The 14,906-nt window shown below is 68.2% G+C and carries 14 protein-coding genes; 4 read left to right on the top strand and 10 right to left on the bottom strand.

Features of this window, described 5'->3' with window-relative positions:
* Window positions 1-49 precede the first annotated feature (49 nt).
* The 3 genes from OMP43_RS03980 to OMP43_RS03990 form a co-directional block, all read right to left on the bottom strand.
* The gene (locus tag OMP43_RS03980; RefSeq protein WP_280278433.1) at window positions 50-505 is read right to left on the bottom strand and encodes a YaiI/YqxD family protein; all 456 of its coding nucleotides are present in this window, start codon (window positions 503-505) and stop codon (window positions 50-52) included.
* Entirely contained in the window at window positions 502-2,199 is a 1,698-nt protein-coding gene (locus OMP43_RS03985; protein ID WP_280278435.1) for a DEAD/DEAH box helicase, read from the bottom strand. The genes OMP43_RS03980 and OMP43_RS03985 overlap by 4 nt, the downstream gene beginning before the upstream one ends.
* Before the next feature lie 657 nt (window positions 2,200-2,856).
* Entirely contained in the window at window positions 2,857-3,702 is an 846-nt protein-coding gene (locus OMP43_RS03990) for an SDR family oxidoreductase (protein ID WP_280278436.1), read from the bottom strand.
* Between the two features lie 79 nt (window positions 3,703-3,781).
* On the opposite strand from OMP43_RS03990, the gene OMP43_RS03995 reads away from it, so the two are divergent.
* Window positions 3,782-4,174 carry a helix-turn-helix domain-containing protein gene (locus OMP43_RS03995; protein WP_280278438.1) on the top strand — a complete coding sequence of 131 codons (393 nt, stop codon included), beginning with the start codon at window positions 3,782-3,784 and terminating at the stop codon, window positions 4,172-4,174.
* Window positions 4,175-4,238: 64 nt separating this feature from the next.
* Here OMP43_RS03995 and OMP43_RS04000 read toward each other — a convergent pair whose 3' ends face one another.
* The 4 genes from OMP43_RS04000 to OMP43_RS04015 all read right to left on the bottom strand — a co-directional run bounded on the left by OMP43_RS04000 (window position 4,239) and on the right by OMP43_RS04015 (window position 7,608).
* Window positions 4,239-5,609 carry a methyl-accepting chemotaxis protein gene (locus OMP43_RS04000; RefSeq protein WP_280278439.1) on the bottom strand — a complete coding sequence of 457 codons (1,371 nt, stop codon included), beginning with the start codon at window positions 5,607-5,609 and terminating at the stop codon, window positions 4,239-4,241.
* Between the two features lie 256 nt (window positions 5,610-5,865).
* Entirely contained in the window at window positions 5,866-7,029 is a 1,164-nt protein-coding gene (locus tag OMP43_RS04005; protein ID WP_280278441.1) for an NAD(P)/FAD-dependent oxidoreductase, read from the bottom strand.
* Between the two features lie 54 nt (window positions 7,030-7,083).
* On the bottom strand, window positions 7,084-7,263 hold the full coding sequence (locus OMP43_RS04010) for a hypothetical protein (RefSeq protein ID WP_137862246.1): 180 nt from the start codon (window positions 7,261-7,263) through the stop codon (window positions 7,084-7,086).
* An 87-nt stretch (window positions 7,264-7,350) separates the two neighbouring features.
* The gene (locus tag OMP43_RS04015; RefSeq protein ID WP_280278445.1) at window positions 7,351-7,608 is read right to left on the bottom strand and encodes an SWIB/MDM2 domain-containing protein; all 258 of its coding nucleotides are present in this window, start codon (window positions 7,606-7,608) and stop codon (window positions 7,351-7,353) included.
* Window positions 7,609-7,891: 283 nt separating this feature from the next.
* On the opposite strand from OMP43_RS04015, the gene OMP43_RS04020 reads away from it, so the two are divergent.
* On the top strand, window positions 7,892-8,128 hold the full coding sequence (locus tag OMP43_RS04020) for a hypothetical protein (protein ID WP_280278446.1): 237 nt from the start codon (window positions 7,892-7,894) through the stop codon (window positions 8,126-8,128).
* A gap of 164 nt (window positions 8,129-8,292) precedes the next feature.
* A complete protein-coding gene (gene leuA, locus OMP43_RS04025) occupies window positions 8,293-9,951 on the top strand; it encodes a 2-isopropylmalate synthase (protein ID WP_280278448.1) in 1,659 nt (552 codons plus the stop codon).
* Window positions 9,952-10,209: 258 nt separating this feature from the next.
* On the opposite strand, the gene OMP43_RS04030 is transcribed toward leuA, so the two are convergent.
* From OMP43_RS04030 to folE, 3 genes are read right to left on the bottom strand one after another with little or no spacing between them, the layout of a single operon-like run.
* Window positions 10,210-10,569 carry a dihydroneopterin aldolase gene (locus OMP43_RS04030; protein WP_280278449.1) on the bottom strand — a complete coding sequence of 120 codons (360 nt, stop codon included), beginning with the start codon at window positions 10,567-10,569 and terminating at the stop codon, window positions 10,210-10,212.
* Complete coding sequence (locus OMP43_RS04035; protein WP_280278450.1) at window positions 10,562-11,326, bottom strand: SDR family oxidoreductase; 765 nt, start codon at window positions 11,324-11,326, stop codon at window positions 10,562-10,564. The genes OMP43_RS04030 and OMP43_RS04035 overlap by 8 nt, the downstream gene beginning before the upstream one ends.
* Complete coding sequence (folE, locus tag OMP43_RS04040; RefSeq protein WP_280278451.1) at window positions 11,326-11,946, bottom strand: GTP cyclohydrolase I FolE; 621 nt, start codon at window positions 11,944-11,946, stop codon at window positions 11,326-11,328. The genes OMP43_RS04035 and folE overlap by 1 nt, the downstream gene beginning before the upstream one ends.
* A gap of 230 nt (window positions 11,947-12,176) precedes the next feature.
* On the opposite strand from folE, the gene OMP43_RS04045 reads away from it, so the two are divergent.
* Complete coding sequence (locus OMP43_RS04045; RefSeq protein WP_280278452.1) at window positions 12,177-14,855, top strand: TonB-dependent receptor; 2,679 nt, start codon at window positions 12,177-12,179, stop codon at window positions 14,853-14,855.
* Window positions 14,856-14,906: the final 51 nt, after the last annotated feature.

The raw sequence follows: 14,906 nt of genomic DNA on the forward strand, positions 1-14,906 counted from the left end.
CCGACCCAGGCCCCACTTCAGCAATCGGGGGAGGATAGCTGCACGTCTCCTAAGATTGCGTAAGCCGCTTCAACGAAACCAGCTCGCGGTCCAGCGCCTGGAGAAAGGCCGAGCGGTCGGCGGGCGAGAAGGGGCGGGGCCCGCCGATCTGGTCGCCGCCGGCCCGCAGATCGGCCATGATCGCCCGGGTCGCGATCGCCGCGCCGATGGAGCTGGTGGTGAACGGCCTGCCGTTCGGAGCCAGCACCTTCGATCCCGCCTTGAGCGCGCGGTCCGCCAGCAGGATGTCGGCGGTGATCACCACCGTCTCCGCGCCGGCCTGCCCGGCGATCCAGTCGTCGGCGGCGTCGAAGCCGTCGCTCACCACCTGGCGGCTGACCAGCGGATGCTGGGGCACGCGCAGCCATGAATTGCTCACGATCACCACCGGCACCGCATGCCGCCAGGCGACCTTGTAGACCTCGTCCTTCACCGGGCAGGCATCGGCGTCGACGAGGATCCTCACCGGGGCGCGTGACCCCGGGGCGGCCCCTTGCGATGCGGCTTGGCCTGATAGGGACGGTTCGGGCCGTTGCGTTGCGGCCGGCCGCCCTGGACCGGTCCCTCGGACGGCTCGATGCGGACATCGTCGTCCCCCTCGGCGGAACGGCCCACGGCGTTGAGGAACTTGGCCGCGAGCGCGCGGGGGATCTGGAAGGCGGTCTCGTTCGGCCCGATCCGGATCGCGCCCACCTCGGCCTTGGTGATGTGGCCGCGGCGGCAGATCAGCGGCAGGATCCAGCGCGGATCGGCATTCTGGCGGCGGCCGATGTCCATGCGGAACCAGGCGACATCGTCGAAGCCCGGGCGATGCTGGCCGGCCTGGCGCTCCTCGCGCCGGTCCGAATGGCTGCGGTCGCTGAGCTCCTCGGGCGCGGGCAGCGCGGCCCGGTGGGCGCGCACCAGCGCGGCGGCCAGCTCCTCGGGGCTGCGCTCGGCGAGCAGGCGCTCGGCGATGGCGGCATCCTCCTCGTCGATCTCCACGGGCGCGAGCAGCGCGGCGATCAGCCGCTCGCGGTCCTGCGCGCGGATAGCCTCGGCGCTCGGCACCTCGACCCATTCGACCGGGATGCGCGCGCCCTTGAGCATCATCTCGACGCGGCGGCGGCGCGGATAGGGGACGATGAGCACCGCGGTGCCCTTCTTGCCGGCGCGGCCGGTGCGGCCCGAACGGTGCTGGAGCGTCTCGGCATCGCGCGGCAGCTCGACATGCACCACCAGCGTAAGCGTGGGCAGGTCGATGCCGCGCGCCGCCACGTCGGTGGCGACGCAGACCCGCGCACGCTGGTCGCGCAGCGCCTGGAGCGCGTGGTTGCGCTCGTTCTGGCTGTGCTCGCCCGACAGCGCCACCGCGGCGAAACCACGCTCGACCAGGCTGGCATGGAGGTGGCGGACATTGTCGCGGGTCGCGCAGAACAGGATCGCCGTCTCCGCTTCATGGAAGCGCAGCAGGTTGATCACCGCATGCTCGATGTCCGAGGGGCTGACGGTCATCGCCTGATAGCTGATGTCGCCATGCCCGCGATCCTCGCCGACGGTCGAGATGCGCAGCGCCTCCTTCTGGTAGCGCTTGGCGAGCGCCACGATCGGCTTGGGCATGGTCGCCGAGAAGAGCAGGGTGCGGCGCGTCTCGGGCGTGCCGTCGAGGATCGCCTCCAGGTCGTCGCGAAAGCCCATGTCGAGCATCTCGTCGGCTTCGTCGAGCACGACCGCGCGCAGCGCCGACAGGTCGAGCGCCCCGCGCTCGAGGTGATCGCGCAGCCGGCCCGGCGTGCCGACGACGACATGGGCGCCATAGCTCAGCTGGCGGCGTTCCTTGGACGCATCCATCCCGCCCACGCAGGTGGCGATGCGCGCGCCGGTGGGGCCGTAGAGCCAGATCAGCTCGCGGCTCACCTGGAGCGCCAGCTCGCGGGTGGGGGCGATGATCAGCGCATGCGGCTCGCGGGTCGGCTCGATGCGGCCGTCCTCGCCCAGCAGCTCGGGATGCATGGCGAGGCCGAAGGCCACGGTCTTGCCCGATCCCGTCTGGGCCGAGACGATGAGGTCGCGGCCTGCGGCCTCGGGGGCGATGACGGCGGCCTGCACGGCCGTGGGCGCGGCATAACCACGCGCTGCGAGCGCTTCGGCGAGAAGCGCGGGAAGATCGGCAAATGACATGAGGTCCCGCACATGGGCTCGCCGGGCCCGCATCGCAAGGGAAAAGAGGGTTGATCGCCGGCGGCGTCGCTTTGTGTCGTTCAACCGAGGGGTTGAGCAACTAAATGGCGGATCCGCCCGGATTTTCGTTGCGGCGCGCGAACCCCTCGCGGTGGAAATGTTGAATCCCTTGATACACGCGCGCCGGTGCGGGGCAGGAACAGGGGGGCTGGAGTCGGGTTGGTGCCGCATCTTCGAGGGTAGACCGGAAGATTTCCTACATTGCCAGTCCTTGCGGGCTCTCCCTTCCCGGAGGGGCGGGCGGGCATTGGCATTTGCCCCGCCGGGACAAGTACCCCTCCGTCATCCCCGCGCAGGCGGGGATCCAGGGCCAAAAGCGGGGCAGGCGCAGCAGCCCCTGCCCTCTCCGGAAAGCGTTCGCGCGATTGCTTCGATCGTCCCGGGCTACCCTGGATCCCCGCCTGCGCGGGGATGACGACGGAGGGAGGCGGGGATGACGGCTATGGGGCATTCCCTGCCTCAAGGGGATAGGTGCCGAGGGCATTCCGTGCCGCATATTTCGGATATCCGTCGCCCCGGCCGCTTGCCGGGGCGACGGACCATATGGCGCCTTTGCGGCGCCCTTGCTCCGAATGTCGATACGGCCGGGAAGGGCGGTCAGCCGATCAATGCCCGAACGCCGTCCGCCAGGCCGGTGGTGGGCCGGCCGATCAGCCGCGAGAGCTGGTGGCCGTCGTCGAACAGCGCGCCGCTCGCAATGTCGATGTCCCAGGCGGCGAGCAGATCGGCGAAGGGAGCGGGGACGCCCGCGCCGACGAGCGCCGTGGCATAATCGGCCTGGGGCAGGTTGCGATAGGGAATGTCGCGGCCGGCCTGGCGCGAGACTTCGGCGGCAAGCCCGGCAAGCGTGAAGGCGGTGTCGCCGGCCAGTTCATAGGTCTTGCCGTCATGGCCGGTGCCGAGCAGCACGGCGACCGCGGCATCGGCATAGTCCGCGCGGCTCGCGGCGGCGATGCGGCCTTCCCCGGCGGCGCCGATCAGCGCGCCATGCGCCAGCGCGCCCTGCACCGATGCGGCATAGTTTTCGAGATACCAGCCGTTGCGCAGGAAGATGTGCGGAATGCCGGAGGCGGCGATCGTCCGCTCGGTCTCGGCATGCTCGATGCCCAGGCTCAGCGGCGTCGTGTCGGCACGCAACAGGCTGGTATAGACGATGCGGCCGACGCCGGCTTCCCGGGCGGCCGCGACGATCGCGGCATGCTGCGGCCCGCGCTTGCCCACTTCGCTGGACGAGATGAGCAGCAGCGTGTCGATGCCGGCAAGCGCGGGGGCAAGGGCATCCGGGCGATCATAGTCGAAGGCGCGCGCCGCGATGCCGAGATCGGCGGCCTTTTCCGGGGTGCGGGCGAGCGCGACGATCTCGCGGGCGGGCAGCTTCTCCTTGAGCTTCCCGACGACGAGGCGGCCGAGCTGGCCGGTGGCTCCGGTGATGGCGATGGTCATGGATCCGTTCCTTCCTTGGGGACGGGCATCCAGATATGGGGGTTGCTTACTAATCGTAAGTACGTACATAAATGTAAGCATGGAAAAACCTGTCGAGCCCTTTTCGGCCCGCGTGCGGCGCGGTGACCTGATGTCGCCCGATTGCCCCTCTCGCGAGGTGCTGCGGCACGTCACCAGCCAATGGGGCGTGCTGATCCTGATCGCGCTGGAAGGCGGCACGCATCGCTTCAGCGAGCTTCGCCGCAAGGTGGGCGGCGTGAGCGAGCGGATGCTGGCGCAGACGCTGCAATGGCTGGAGGGCGACGGGCTGGTCGATCGCGTCGCCTATCCGGTGGTGCCGCCGCACGTCGAGTATAGCCTGACGCCGATGGGGCGCGAGGCGGCGGCGCGGGTGCGCGGCCTGGCCGACTGGATCGAGGCGAACATGCCCCGGATCGCGCAGCGGCGCGCGGCGCGGCTGGCGGCGGAATAGCCCTTGCGGCCGATGATGGGCGGCAGCGGCGAGGGCGCCGGGTGCGGGCGCCCTCGCGGCCGGATCAGAAGCTTGCCCAGTCGTTGGCGGGCGCTGCCGGCGCCGGCCTGGCCGGCGCGCCGCCGGTGCGCGGCTTCTGCTGCGTCCGGGGACGCGCGGGCAGGCCGGGGCGCGTTGGCGCGCCGACGTCGAACTTCGCCGCCTGCTCGCCGAGCGCGGCGACTTCGCCGGTGAGCTTGCGCGCGGCGGCGGAAGTTTCCTCGACCATCGCGGCATTCTGTTGGGTGCCCCGATCCATGTCGCCGATCGCGGTGCTGATCTGGGTGATGGCCGCCGCCTGGGCCTGATTGTCGCCCGCCATCTGGCCGAGCAGCGCATGGACCTCGCCGACGTCGCTCGAGATGTCGGCGAGCGCGCCGTCGACCTTGCGGACCATCCCGACGGCGGTGCCGATGTCGGCCTGGGTGGCGGTCAGCTGGTCGCGGGCGCGGCCGGCCTCTTCCTCGGCCCGCATCGCCAGGGCGGAGACCAGGTCGGCGACGACCGCGAAGCCGCGCCCCGCCTCGCCGGCCCGCCCCGCCTCCACCGCCGCGTTCATGGCGAGGACGCGCGTCTGGAACGCGATCTTGTCCAGCCCCTCGATCACGCCGTCGATACCCTTGGCGGACTCGCTGACCCGAGTCATCGCCTGCACCGCCTCGTCGGCGATCCCGCGGCCGCCGGCAACGGTGGCGATGGCGTCGTCGGCGCGCGTGACGGTACGGCCGGCGGCCTCGGCGGTGGCCTTGAGGCGCAGGTCCATCTGGGTGACTGCGGCCGAAGTCTCCTCCAGGCTGGCGGCATTGGCCTCGGTCCGGCGGGCGAGGTCCTCCGCGGCCTGGGCGATCTCGCCCGAGCCGGCCTGGATGGTCGCGGCGCTCTCCGTGACCGCGCCGATCAGCCCGCGCAACGCGGCGAGCGCGGCGTTGAAGTTGGTCTTGATCTCGCCATAGCCCGTGGGGAAGCCTTGGCCGATCTCGGCAGTGAGGTCGCCATGAGTGAGGCGCGCAAGGCTTGCACCGAGATGCGCGACGGCGACCGACTGTTCCTCCGCCTGGCGGGCCTGCTCGGCCGCATTGTCGCGGAAGATTTCCATCGCCTTGGTCATGCGGCCGACACAGTCCCGATAGTCGCCGAACTGGATCGGGCTGGCGAGGTCGCCGGCGGCGAGCGCCTCCATGCGGACCACGGTGGTGACATAGGGATCGGCGATCGCAGCGCGATAGCGCACGCATTGGATCGCGGCGCCGCCGATCAGCAGCGCGACGATCGGCGCCGCCACCAGGAGAGGCGCTACGAAGGCGACGAGCGCGACCAGCGCCATGACGCCGATCAGCGAGCCGAAGGCGATGTAGAGCTTGAGACGGATAGGCGCGATGGCCTGGAACCAGTGCATCGTGAATCCTCCTGGGCGGCCTCCGGAAGATACAGCCCGGAAAGCCAGTTGCTGGCCCGGCCCCACGGGAAGCGCGACCGGACAAGCCCTTTGTAGGAGACACATGGTGGAAACATTATTTTATCTGTGAAATTCGATTTGGGAAACGCCGTAGCATTTCCGACATATCCGATGGGATCATGCGTTCCGGGCGGGCCATGGGGAGGAATCATGCCCGCATGGCGGCTGGGATGGCGTTTATGCCGGCGCTGGGACCCTAAAGCGCGAGCCCCGCGGCACGGCCGCTCGCCCAGGCCCATTGGAAATTATAGCCGCCGAGCCAGCCGGTGACGTCCACCGCCTCGCCGATCGCGTAGAGGCCGGGCAGCTTGCGCGCTGCCATCGTCTGCGAGCTGAGTTCGGCGGTGCTGATCCCGCCCAGCGTGACTTCGGCCTTCGCAAAGCCTTCGGTGCCGCTGGGAGCGAAGCGCCAGTCGGCGAGGCGGCGGGCGGCATCCTCGAGCTTGCGATCGGGCGTGTTGGCGAGCTCGGCGGGCAAGGCGAGCTTCTCCGCCAGCGCATCGGCCAGGCGGGCGGGCAGCGCCTCGCCGAGCAGCTTGCGCAGCATCACCCGGGGACGCGCGCGCTTGGCGGCGAGCAGCCAGCCGGGTTCGGCATCGGGCAGGAAGTCGATGCCGATGCTCTCGCCGTGGCGCCAATAGCTCGAGACCTGGAGGATAGCGGGCCCGGACAGGCCGCGATGGGTGAACAGCGCGGCCTCGCGGAAACGTGCCTTGCCGGCGCTGGCGGTGACTTCGGTCGAGACGCCCGAAAGCTCGCGGAACAGCGCTTCCTCGCCGCTCAGCGTGAGCGGGACGAGGGCGGGGCGGGGCTCGACGACCTTGAGGCCGAAGCGGCGGGCGAAGTCATAGGCGAAGCCGGTCGCCCCCAGCTTGGGGATCGACGGCCCTCCGGTGGCGAGCACCAGCGCGGGCGCGGTGGCGACGCGTTTCCCGCAAGCGATTTGCCAGCGGGCATCGGCATGCTCGACTCGCGGCGCGTCGCCCAACCAGATCTCCACCTGGCCGCGCGCGCATTCGTCGAGCAGCATGTCGACGATCTGGCGCGCCGAGCCGTCGCAGAAGAGCTGGCCCAGCGTCTTCTCGTGCCAGGCGATGCGGTGGCGCTCGACCAGGTCGAGAAAGTCCTGCGCGGTGTAGCGGCCGAGCGCGGACTTCATGAAATGCGGGTTCTGCGAGAGATAGCGATCGGGCGTGGTGCCGATGTTGGTGAAGTTGCAGCGGCCGCCGCCGGAGATCAGGATCTTCTTGCCGGGCGCGTCGGCATGGTCGACGAGGAGCACGCGCCGGCCTCGCTGGCCGGCGGTGAGCGCACACATGAGCCCCGCGGCGCCGGCTCCCAGGATGATCGCATCGTACATCGCGGGGCCCCCTAGCAGCTGTTCGGCCCGCGGCAAGCGGCCGTGCGCCGCAAGCTAGTGCAGCTTGGCGATGCTGAGCCCGTCGAGCTTGGCCCGCTCCTTCACCGATTCCTCGCTGCGGGTGAGCGCCTTGGCGATGGCCTTCAGCGCCATGCCCTTCTTCGCCAGCGTGTGGAGCTTCTGGACCTCGTCGGGGCGCCAGGGCTGGCGGTGGCGTTCGAAACGTTCGGCCATTGGTATCTCCTGAAGCAAAAGGGCGGGCTCCCCCAGGGAACCCGCCCTTCGCATGTTCAGCGGCAGGGCCTCATGGCCCCGGCCGGCTTACTTGACGTGCTTCGCGATGTGCTTGTTCATCTCGAACATCGTCACCTTGTCGGTGCCGAAGATCGGACGCAGCGTGTCATCGGCGATGATCTCGCGCTTGTTCGCCGGGTTCTGCAGGTTGTTCTTCTTGATATAGTCCCACAGCTTGCTGACGACTTCGCTGCGCGGAAGGTCCGCGGAGCCCGTGATCTTGGCCAGCTCGGGCGAAGGGGTCACCGGCTTGGCGATACCGCCGCGTGCTTTGGTCTCGGCCATAAAGTCTTCTCCTGTTCCTGCCCTGGACGGGCTATGCCTTCGTGGGCGCCAGCGGCGTGTGCGAACCCTTCCGCCGCTTTTCGTGCCTACGATGTACCGCGGTGAGAGCATTCGTCCTCACCTGCAACCCTTTGATCGTGCCAAAACGCGTCTGTCTAGAGAGCAGATGCGCCGAGACGGGCCCGGAGAGCGATATTTCGGGGATAACTGGGGTTAAACGGCCGGTAGGAGTGGGGAAAATGCCGTGCTATCGTGCAATTTCACGGCGAAAGGGGAGAGCGGGATGCGCGGTCTGGTGCTCGGCGGGTTGCTGATTCTGGCGGGCTGCGGCGGCGGTGGAACCACCGGCACCAACTATTCCGACCCGCCGCCCATGGCCGAGATCGTCGCCACGCCGAGCCCAAGGGCGAGCGAGACGCCGGCGGAGGAAGCCGCCCCGGCCGCTGCCGCCAACGCCGCCGCTGCCACCGCGGACGAAGCGGCGAATAGCGATACTACGGCCGCCACAAACACAATGTGAGGTGGACAAGGCCGCGCGGGCTTGTCTAAGGGGAGCCCATCATGACGGCTCGCGCGCTTCTCGGACTGCGACTTATCCGCCCTTAGGGGCCGGACGCGCACGCGCACGCCCCTAAGGGCATTTCAAAGGTCTGAACCCAAGTCTCCAGCCGAGAGAGAGCTGTCATGCTGCGCGATCCGAGTATCAAATACCGTCCGTTCCCCCAGGTAAACCTGCCCGGCCGCCAATGGCCGAGCCGCACCATCACCAAGGCGCCCCGCTGGCTGTCGACCGACATGCGCGACGGCAACCAGGCGCTGATCGACCCGATGGACGCCGAGAAGAAGACTCGCTTCTTCGAGCTGCTCTGCAAGGTGGGCGTGAAGGAGATCGAAGTCGGCTTCCCCAGCGCCGGCGCCACCGAGTTCGACTTCATCTCGGGCCTGGTCCAGCAGGACAGGATCCCCGACGACGTGATCGTCCAGGTGCTCACCCAGTCGCGCCAGGACCTGATCGAGACCAGCTTCCAGTCGCTCAAGGGCGCCAGGAAGGCGATCGTCCACCTCTACAACGCCGTCTCGCCGGCATGGCGGCGTATCGTGTTCGGCATGAGCCGCGAGGAGATCAAGGCGATCGCCATCGCCGGCGCCAAGGTGCTGCGCGACGAAGCCGCCAAGCAGCCCGACACCGACTGGCATTTCGAATACAGCCCCGAGACCTTCTCCACCGCCGAGCTCGATTTCTCGGTCGAGGTCTGCGAGGCGGTGATGGACATATTGCGGCCGACCACCGACAAGCCGCTGATCCTCAACCTGCCGGCAACGGTCGAGGCGGCGACGCCCAATATCTATGCCGACCAGATCGAGTGGTTCTGCCGCAACATCCGCAGCCGCGAGACCGTGGTCATCAGCCTGCACACGCACAACGACCGCGGCACCGGCGTCGCCGCGTCGGAACTGGGCCTGCTGGCGGGCGCGGACCGGGTCGAGGGCTGCCTGTTCGGCAATGGCGAGCGCACCGGCAATGTCGATCTGGTGACGCTGGCGCTCAACATGTACACGCAAGGCGTTGATCCGGGACTGGATTTCTCGAACATCGACGAGGTGATCCAGACGGTCGAATATTGCAACCAGATCCCCGTCCACCCGCGCCACCCCTATGCCGGCGACCTGGTGTTCACGGCCTTTTCGGGCAGCCACCAGGACGCGATCAAGAAGGGCTTCGCGGCGCAGGAAGCGCGCAACGACGAATTCTGGGACGTGCCCTATCTGCCGATCGATCCCAAGGATCTGGGCCGTGACTATGAGGCGGTGATCCGGGTGAACTCGCAGTCCGGCAAGGGCGGCGTCGCCTGGGTGCTGGAGCAGGACAAGGGGCTGAAGCTGCCCAAGCGCATGCAGGCGGACTTCTCGCGCCACGTCCAGGCGCTGGCCGACGAGACCAGCCGCGAGCTCAATGCCGCGGATATCTGGGGCCGTTTCGAGCAGGCCTATCTGCCGGGCGAGAAGGACCGGTTCGCGCTGGTCGACTATGAGGAGACGGGCGCCGCGGGGCAGCGCGTGTTCGTCGGCCGCATCGCGGTGGACGGCGAGACGCGGTCGATCTCCGGTCGCGGCAACGGCCTGATCTCGGGCGTGATCGATGCGCTGGCGGGCACGACCGGGCCGGCGCTCGACGTGGTCGATTATAGCGAGCATGCGATCGGGCACGGCGCCGATGCACAGGCGGCCGCCTATGTCGAATGCCGTGCCGCCGATGGGCGGACCGTGTTCGGCGTGGGCATCGATGCGGACATCGCGACGGCTTCGGTGCGCGCGGTCCTCAGCGCAGCCAACCGGGTGTAGGCACGGGCGGCTGGCCTGCGCTGGGGACTCATATTTCCGCGCAGGTCATCCCGGCCATTCCCTCGTCGGTGATCCCGGCCATTCCCTCCCGTCCTCCCCGCGCAGGCGGGGATCCAGGGCCAGGGGCAAGGCGCGCGACGCTCACTTTGCCGTTTCCGGCAAGCCCCGCGTGATTGCTTCGATCATCCCATGCTATCCTGGATCCCCGCCTGCGCGGGGATGACGGCAGAAAATCAAATGCTTGCCTGGGTTCTCACCCTAGCCCGGATTGCGCTCCCGGGTCAGCTCGCAGCCGATGCGCGCATCGGGATAGATGTCGAGCTTCATCGAGCGGACGGTGACGCGAACCACGCGCGCGTCCGCCAATGCCAGCGCCGCGACTTGCTCGCAGAATGTCTCCTGCAGCTCGAAATGGCGCGATTCCGCGAGCTTGTGGATGCCGGTTCGCAGGAAGTCGTAATCGACCACCGCTTCGATCCGGTCTTCCGGGAGCGCGGGATAGCGGCAGGTCATCGCGACGTGCAGCGTCACCCGCTGGGGCGCGGCGCGCTCTTCGGGATGGATGCCCAGGCCCATCGCCACCTCGAGCCCGTCGAGCAGGATGGTGTATTCAGCCATGCGGACGCTCCCGCCCCTCGAACATCACGTCGCCGTCGCGCTGGAGGAAGCGCTGGCCGCAATCGACGAAGATGTTCTGGCCGGTGATGCTCCGGGCGGTGAGCAGATGCTCGACGGCAGCCGCGATGTCGGCGAGCGCGACGGGGCGCTGGAGCAGGTTCTGGCGGGCATGCTCCGCGAACTCCTCGGCCGTCTGGTCCAGGCTGGGCAGGGTGAGGCCCGGCGAGACCGCGTTCACCCGGATGCGCGGGGCCAGCCCGCGGGCGAGCAGCTCGGTGGCGGCGGCGAGCGCGGCCTTGCTGAGCGTGTAGGTGAGGAAGTCCGGATTGAGATTGGCCAGCTTCTGGTCGAGCAGGTTGACCACTGCGCCCTGATCGAGATCGTCCTGCGCCGCCAGCGCCGAAGCGAGCGCGACCGGGGCGCCGCAATTGACGCGCATGTGCCGGTCGAGCAGCGCGAAATCGGTGAGGGGCAGGGCGTCCCAGGCGAATTGGGAGGCGTTGTTGACCAGCCCCTCCACCGCGCCGCCCAGGCCCTGCCGGGCCGCCGCGATCAGCGCCGGGGCGGTCTCCGCCTCGGTCAGCTCGCCGCTCACCACGCAGGCGGTGCCGCCCTCGGCCTCGATCTGCGCGCGCAGCGCCTCGGCCTCGTCGGGGGCATGGTGATGGTGGATCGCCACGGCATGGCCGCGCAGCGCCAGCCGGCGGGCGATTGCCGCCCCGATCCGCCGCGCGCCGCCGGTGACGAGAACCCGCATCAATAGCCCATCAGCTTGAGCACTTCCTGGCGGCTGCGCTCGTCGTCGCGGAACACGCCCATCATCCGGCTGGTGACCATGCCGACGCCGGGCGTGCGCACGCCGCGCGCGGTCATGCAGCCATGCGTTGCCTCGATCACCACCGCCACGCCCTGCGGGCGCAGTCTTTCCCAGATGCAGTCCGCCACCTGCGCGGTGAGCCGTTCCTGCACCTGGAGCCGGCTGGCGAAGCCGTGCAGCACCCGGGCGAGCTTCGAGATGCCGACCACGCGGTCCTTGGGCAGATAGGCGATCGAGGCCTTGCCGGTGATCGGCGCCATGTGATGCTCGCAGTGCGACTGGAACGGGATGCCGTTCAGCAGCACGATGTCGTCATAGCCGCCCACTTCCTCGAACACGCGGTTCAGGTGATGCGCGGGGTCCTCGTCATAGCCCTGGCAATATTCCTTCCACGCGCGGGCGACGCGCTGCGGGGTGTCGAGCAGTCCTTCGCGCCCGGGATCGTCGCCGGCCCAGCGGATCAGCGTGCGGATCGCGTCCGAGACTTCGGCGGGGACCGGAATTTTGGCCGACGGCGCAACGATGTCGCCATCCTCGGGTCCCTCATGATCATGCACCATTTTCTTCTCTTCCTCGCGACTTCCGGGCTTTACGCTACGGCATCTGCGGTTCTTGCAGAAACCGGGTGTGGCTCAACTGTATCTCATCGAGAAAAACGGCGGGAAACTGCGGAGTTCCGGCCCTTATCCCCGTTGACGGGCTGAAAAATGCAGCGTTAGTTTCGCTGGCGATAAAAGCAACGCCGTGACCGGTAGCAGCCGGCCGGCGCCCAAGGAGGGGGATGCACCCGATGAAGAAGATCGACCTGCTCGCGGCGACTGCGCTCACGCTGTTCCTCGCGACGCCCGCCTTTGCCCAGCAGCAGACCGCGACGCCGGCCGCTGCGGACGACAGCCAGGAATATACCTCGGCCAACGAGATCGTCGTCACGGCGACCCGCCGTAACGAGACCGTGCAGGACGTGCCGATCGCGATCACCGCCATCGGCGCCGCCGAGCTGCAGAATGCGGGCGTGGACAATATTCGCGATCTCGAGCAGCTCGCGCCCTCGATCCAGAGCTCGACCGGCCAGTCCTCGGCCACGGGCACCACCATCTATCTGCGCGGCATCACCACGGGCGGCGACAATCCGGGCTTCGAGCCGGCGGTCGGCGTGTTCATCGACGGCGTGTTCCGCGCCCGTGCCGGCGTCGCCATCTCCGAACTGCCCGAGCTGGAGCGCGTCGAAGTGCTGCGCGGCCCGCAGGGCACGCTGTTCGGCCGCAACACCTCGGCCGGCGCGCTGAGCATCTACACCGCGATGCCGCAGTTCGAGACGCATGGCTATATCGAGGGCACCTACGGCAACTACAACGCCTATGGCGTCAAGGGCGCGATCACCGGCCCGGTGAGCGAAGGCCTCGCCCTGCGCCTCGACGGCACCTACCGGAAGCGTGACGGCTATATCAAGGACGCCAATAGCGACCGCCGCTTCAACGACATCGATCGCTGGGCGCTGCGCGGCCAGGCGCTGCTCGACAAGGGCGACGTGACCTTCCGCCTGATCGGCGATTATTACGAGACCAACGAAGTCTGCTGCGCCACCGTCTCGGTGGTGCGCGGCGGCCTTGCCCAGGTGATCAACGGCATCGCCGCGTCGCAGGGCCGGGTCGGCATCTACACCGGCCAGCCCAGCGATCGCATCCAGGCCGCGTCGCCCAATCGCAACTATGGCGAGAAGGTGAAGGACTGGGGCCTTTCGGGCGAGCTCAACTGGGACCTGGGCGACGTCAAGCTGACGTCGATCACCGCCTATCGCGACTGGCGCGCGCTCCGCAGCCAGGACATTGATTTCTCGGGCATCGATCGCGCCTATCGCGACGGCTACAAGACCCGCCTGAAGGACTTCACCCAGGAAGTCCGCCTCCAGGGCTCGGCCTTTGGCGGGGTGCTCGACTGGCTCGTCGGCGGCTTCTACCTGCATGAGCAGAACGACCTGACCGACACGGTGCGGGTGGGCAACGACGCCAATCTGTACGTCGATTCGGTGTTCAATGCGCTCGCCGGCCCGTCCTTCGGCGGCAAGGTGCAGTTCTACGGTTCGCTCGGCCCGACGGTGCCGACGCCGGGCGCGGTGTTCCTCAACCCGGCGGTGCCGAACTCGCTGGCGGCGCTCCAGGCCGTTTATGGCGCCACGCTCGCGCCGCTGGTCGGCTGCTTCCGCGCCCAGGCGGGCACGGCGCCGGGCAGCCTCTGCGTGATCCCGGGCTTCCCCTCGACGCCGATCCCCGGCCTCGCCGCGCTGGCCGCCTCGCCGCTGCCGGGCGCCGTTGCCGGGCAGGGCAACAACAACGACCAGTTCGGCGTGAAGACCGATGCCTTCGCGCTGTTCACCCACAATATCGTCAACATCACCGACAAGGTCTCGCTGACCCTTGGCGCGCGCTGGAACCATGAGCGCAAGGCGATGAACGCCTCGATCAACAACAACACCGGCAGCTGCACCTTCTTCAACCAGGTGCGCGCGGGCAATCCGGCGGCCACCGCCTATGCCAACCTGCTCAAGCAGCTCGGTATCTTCAACAACCTGTATCTGCTGAGCTGCAACCCGGCGATCAACACCGAGTTCAACGGCAACTACACCGACAGCTTCACCGACGACAAGATCACCGGCACCGTGAAGCTGGCCTACAAGCTCTCGAACCGGCTGCTGATCTACGGAAGCTATGATCACGGCTACAAGTCGGGCGGCTATAATCTCGACCAGGCGACCTTCGACTCGGTGCTGCTCGGCGGCAACGGCCCGCAGGGCCGCGACCTGCGCTTCGGGGCGGAGACCAACGACGCGTTCGAGATCGGCACCAAGTTCAGCCCGAACCGTGCCTTCTCGCTGAACATCGCCGCCTTCTACATGAACTTCTACAACCTGCAGTCGCTGGTGTTCTCGGGCAATAACTTCGTCGTCCAGAACGTTCCCAAGAGCGTTTCGAAGGGCGTCGAGATCGAATCGTCGATCCGGCCGTCCAAGAACCTGACCTTCCAGCTGGGCTACAGCTATATCGACGCCCAATATTCCAAGTCGAACAACTTCACCGGCACGCCGCTGCAGGGGCAGGAGGGCCGCCAGTTCCAGAACCAGCCGCGGCACACGGTGACCGGCTCGGTGACCTGGGAGCCGCAGATCACCAGCGGCCTGAAGGGCCTGATCCACATGGATGCCCGCTACAACAGCGAAGTCGACATCCCTTCGAGCAACCCCGATCCGGTGACCGGCCACACGGCGATCCGCAACGAGGGCTATGGGCTGATCAACGGCTCGATCGGCCTGCAGTCGAACGACGGGAAGATCCGTGGCGAGGTGTTCGTCGAGAACCTCACCAACACCTTCTACTTCATCTCGGGCTTCGCGGTGCCGGAGCAGACCGGCAACTATAACGGCTATCCGGGCTATCCGCGCTTCTATGGCGCGCGGCTGCGGTTCGGCTTCTAAATCGGGCCATCGGCCAGGGATGGGGCGCTCCGGGAGACCGGGGCGCCCTTT

Origin of the sequence: Sphingomonas sp. CBMAI 2297 (genome assembly GCF_029870595.1) — a bacterium.
In the GTDB taxonomy this organism is placed as follows: domain Bacteria; phylum Pseudomonadota; class Alphaproteobacteria; order Sphingomonadales; family Sphingomonadaceae; genus Sphingomonas.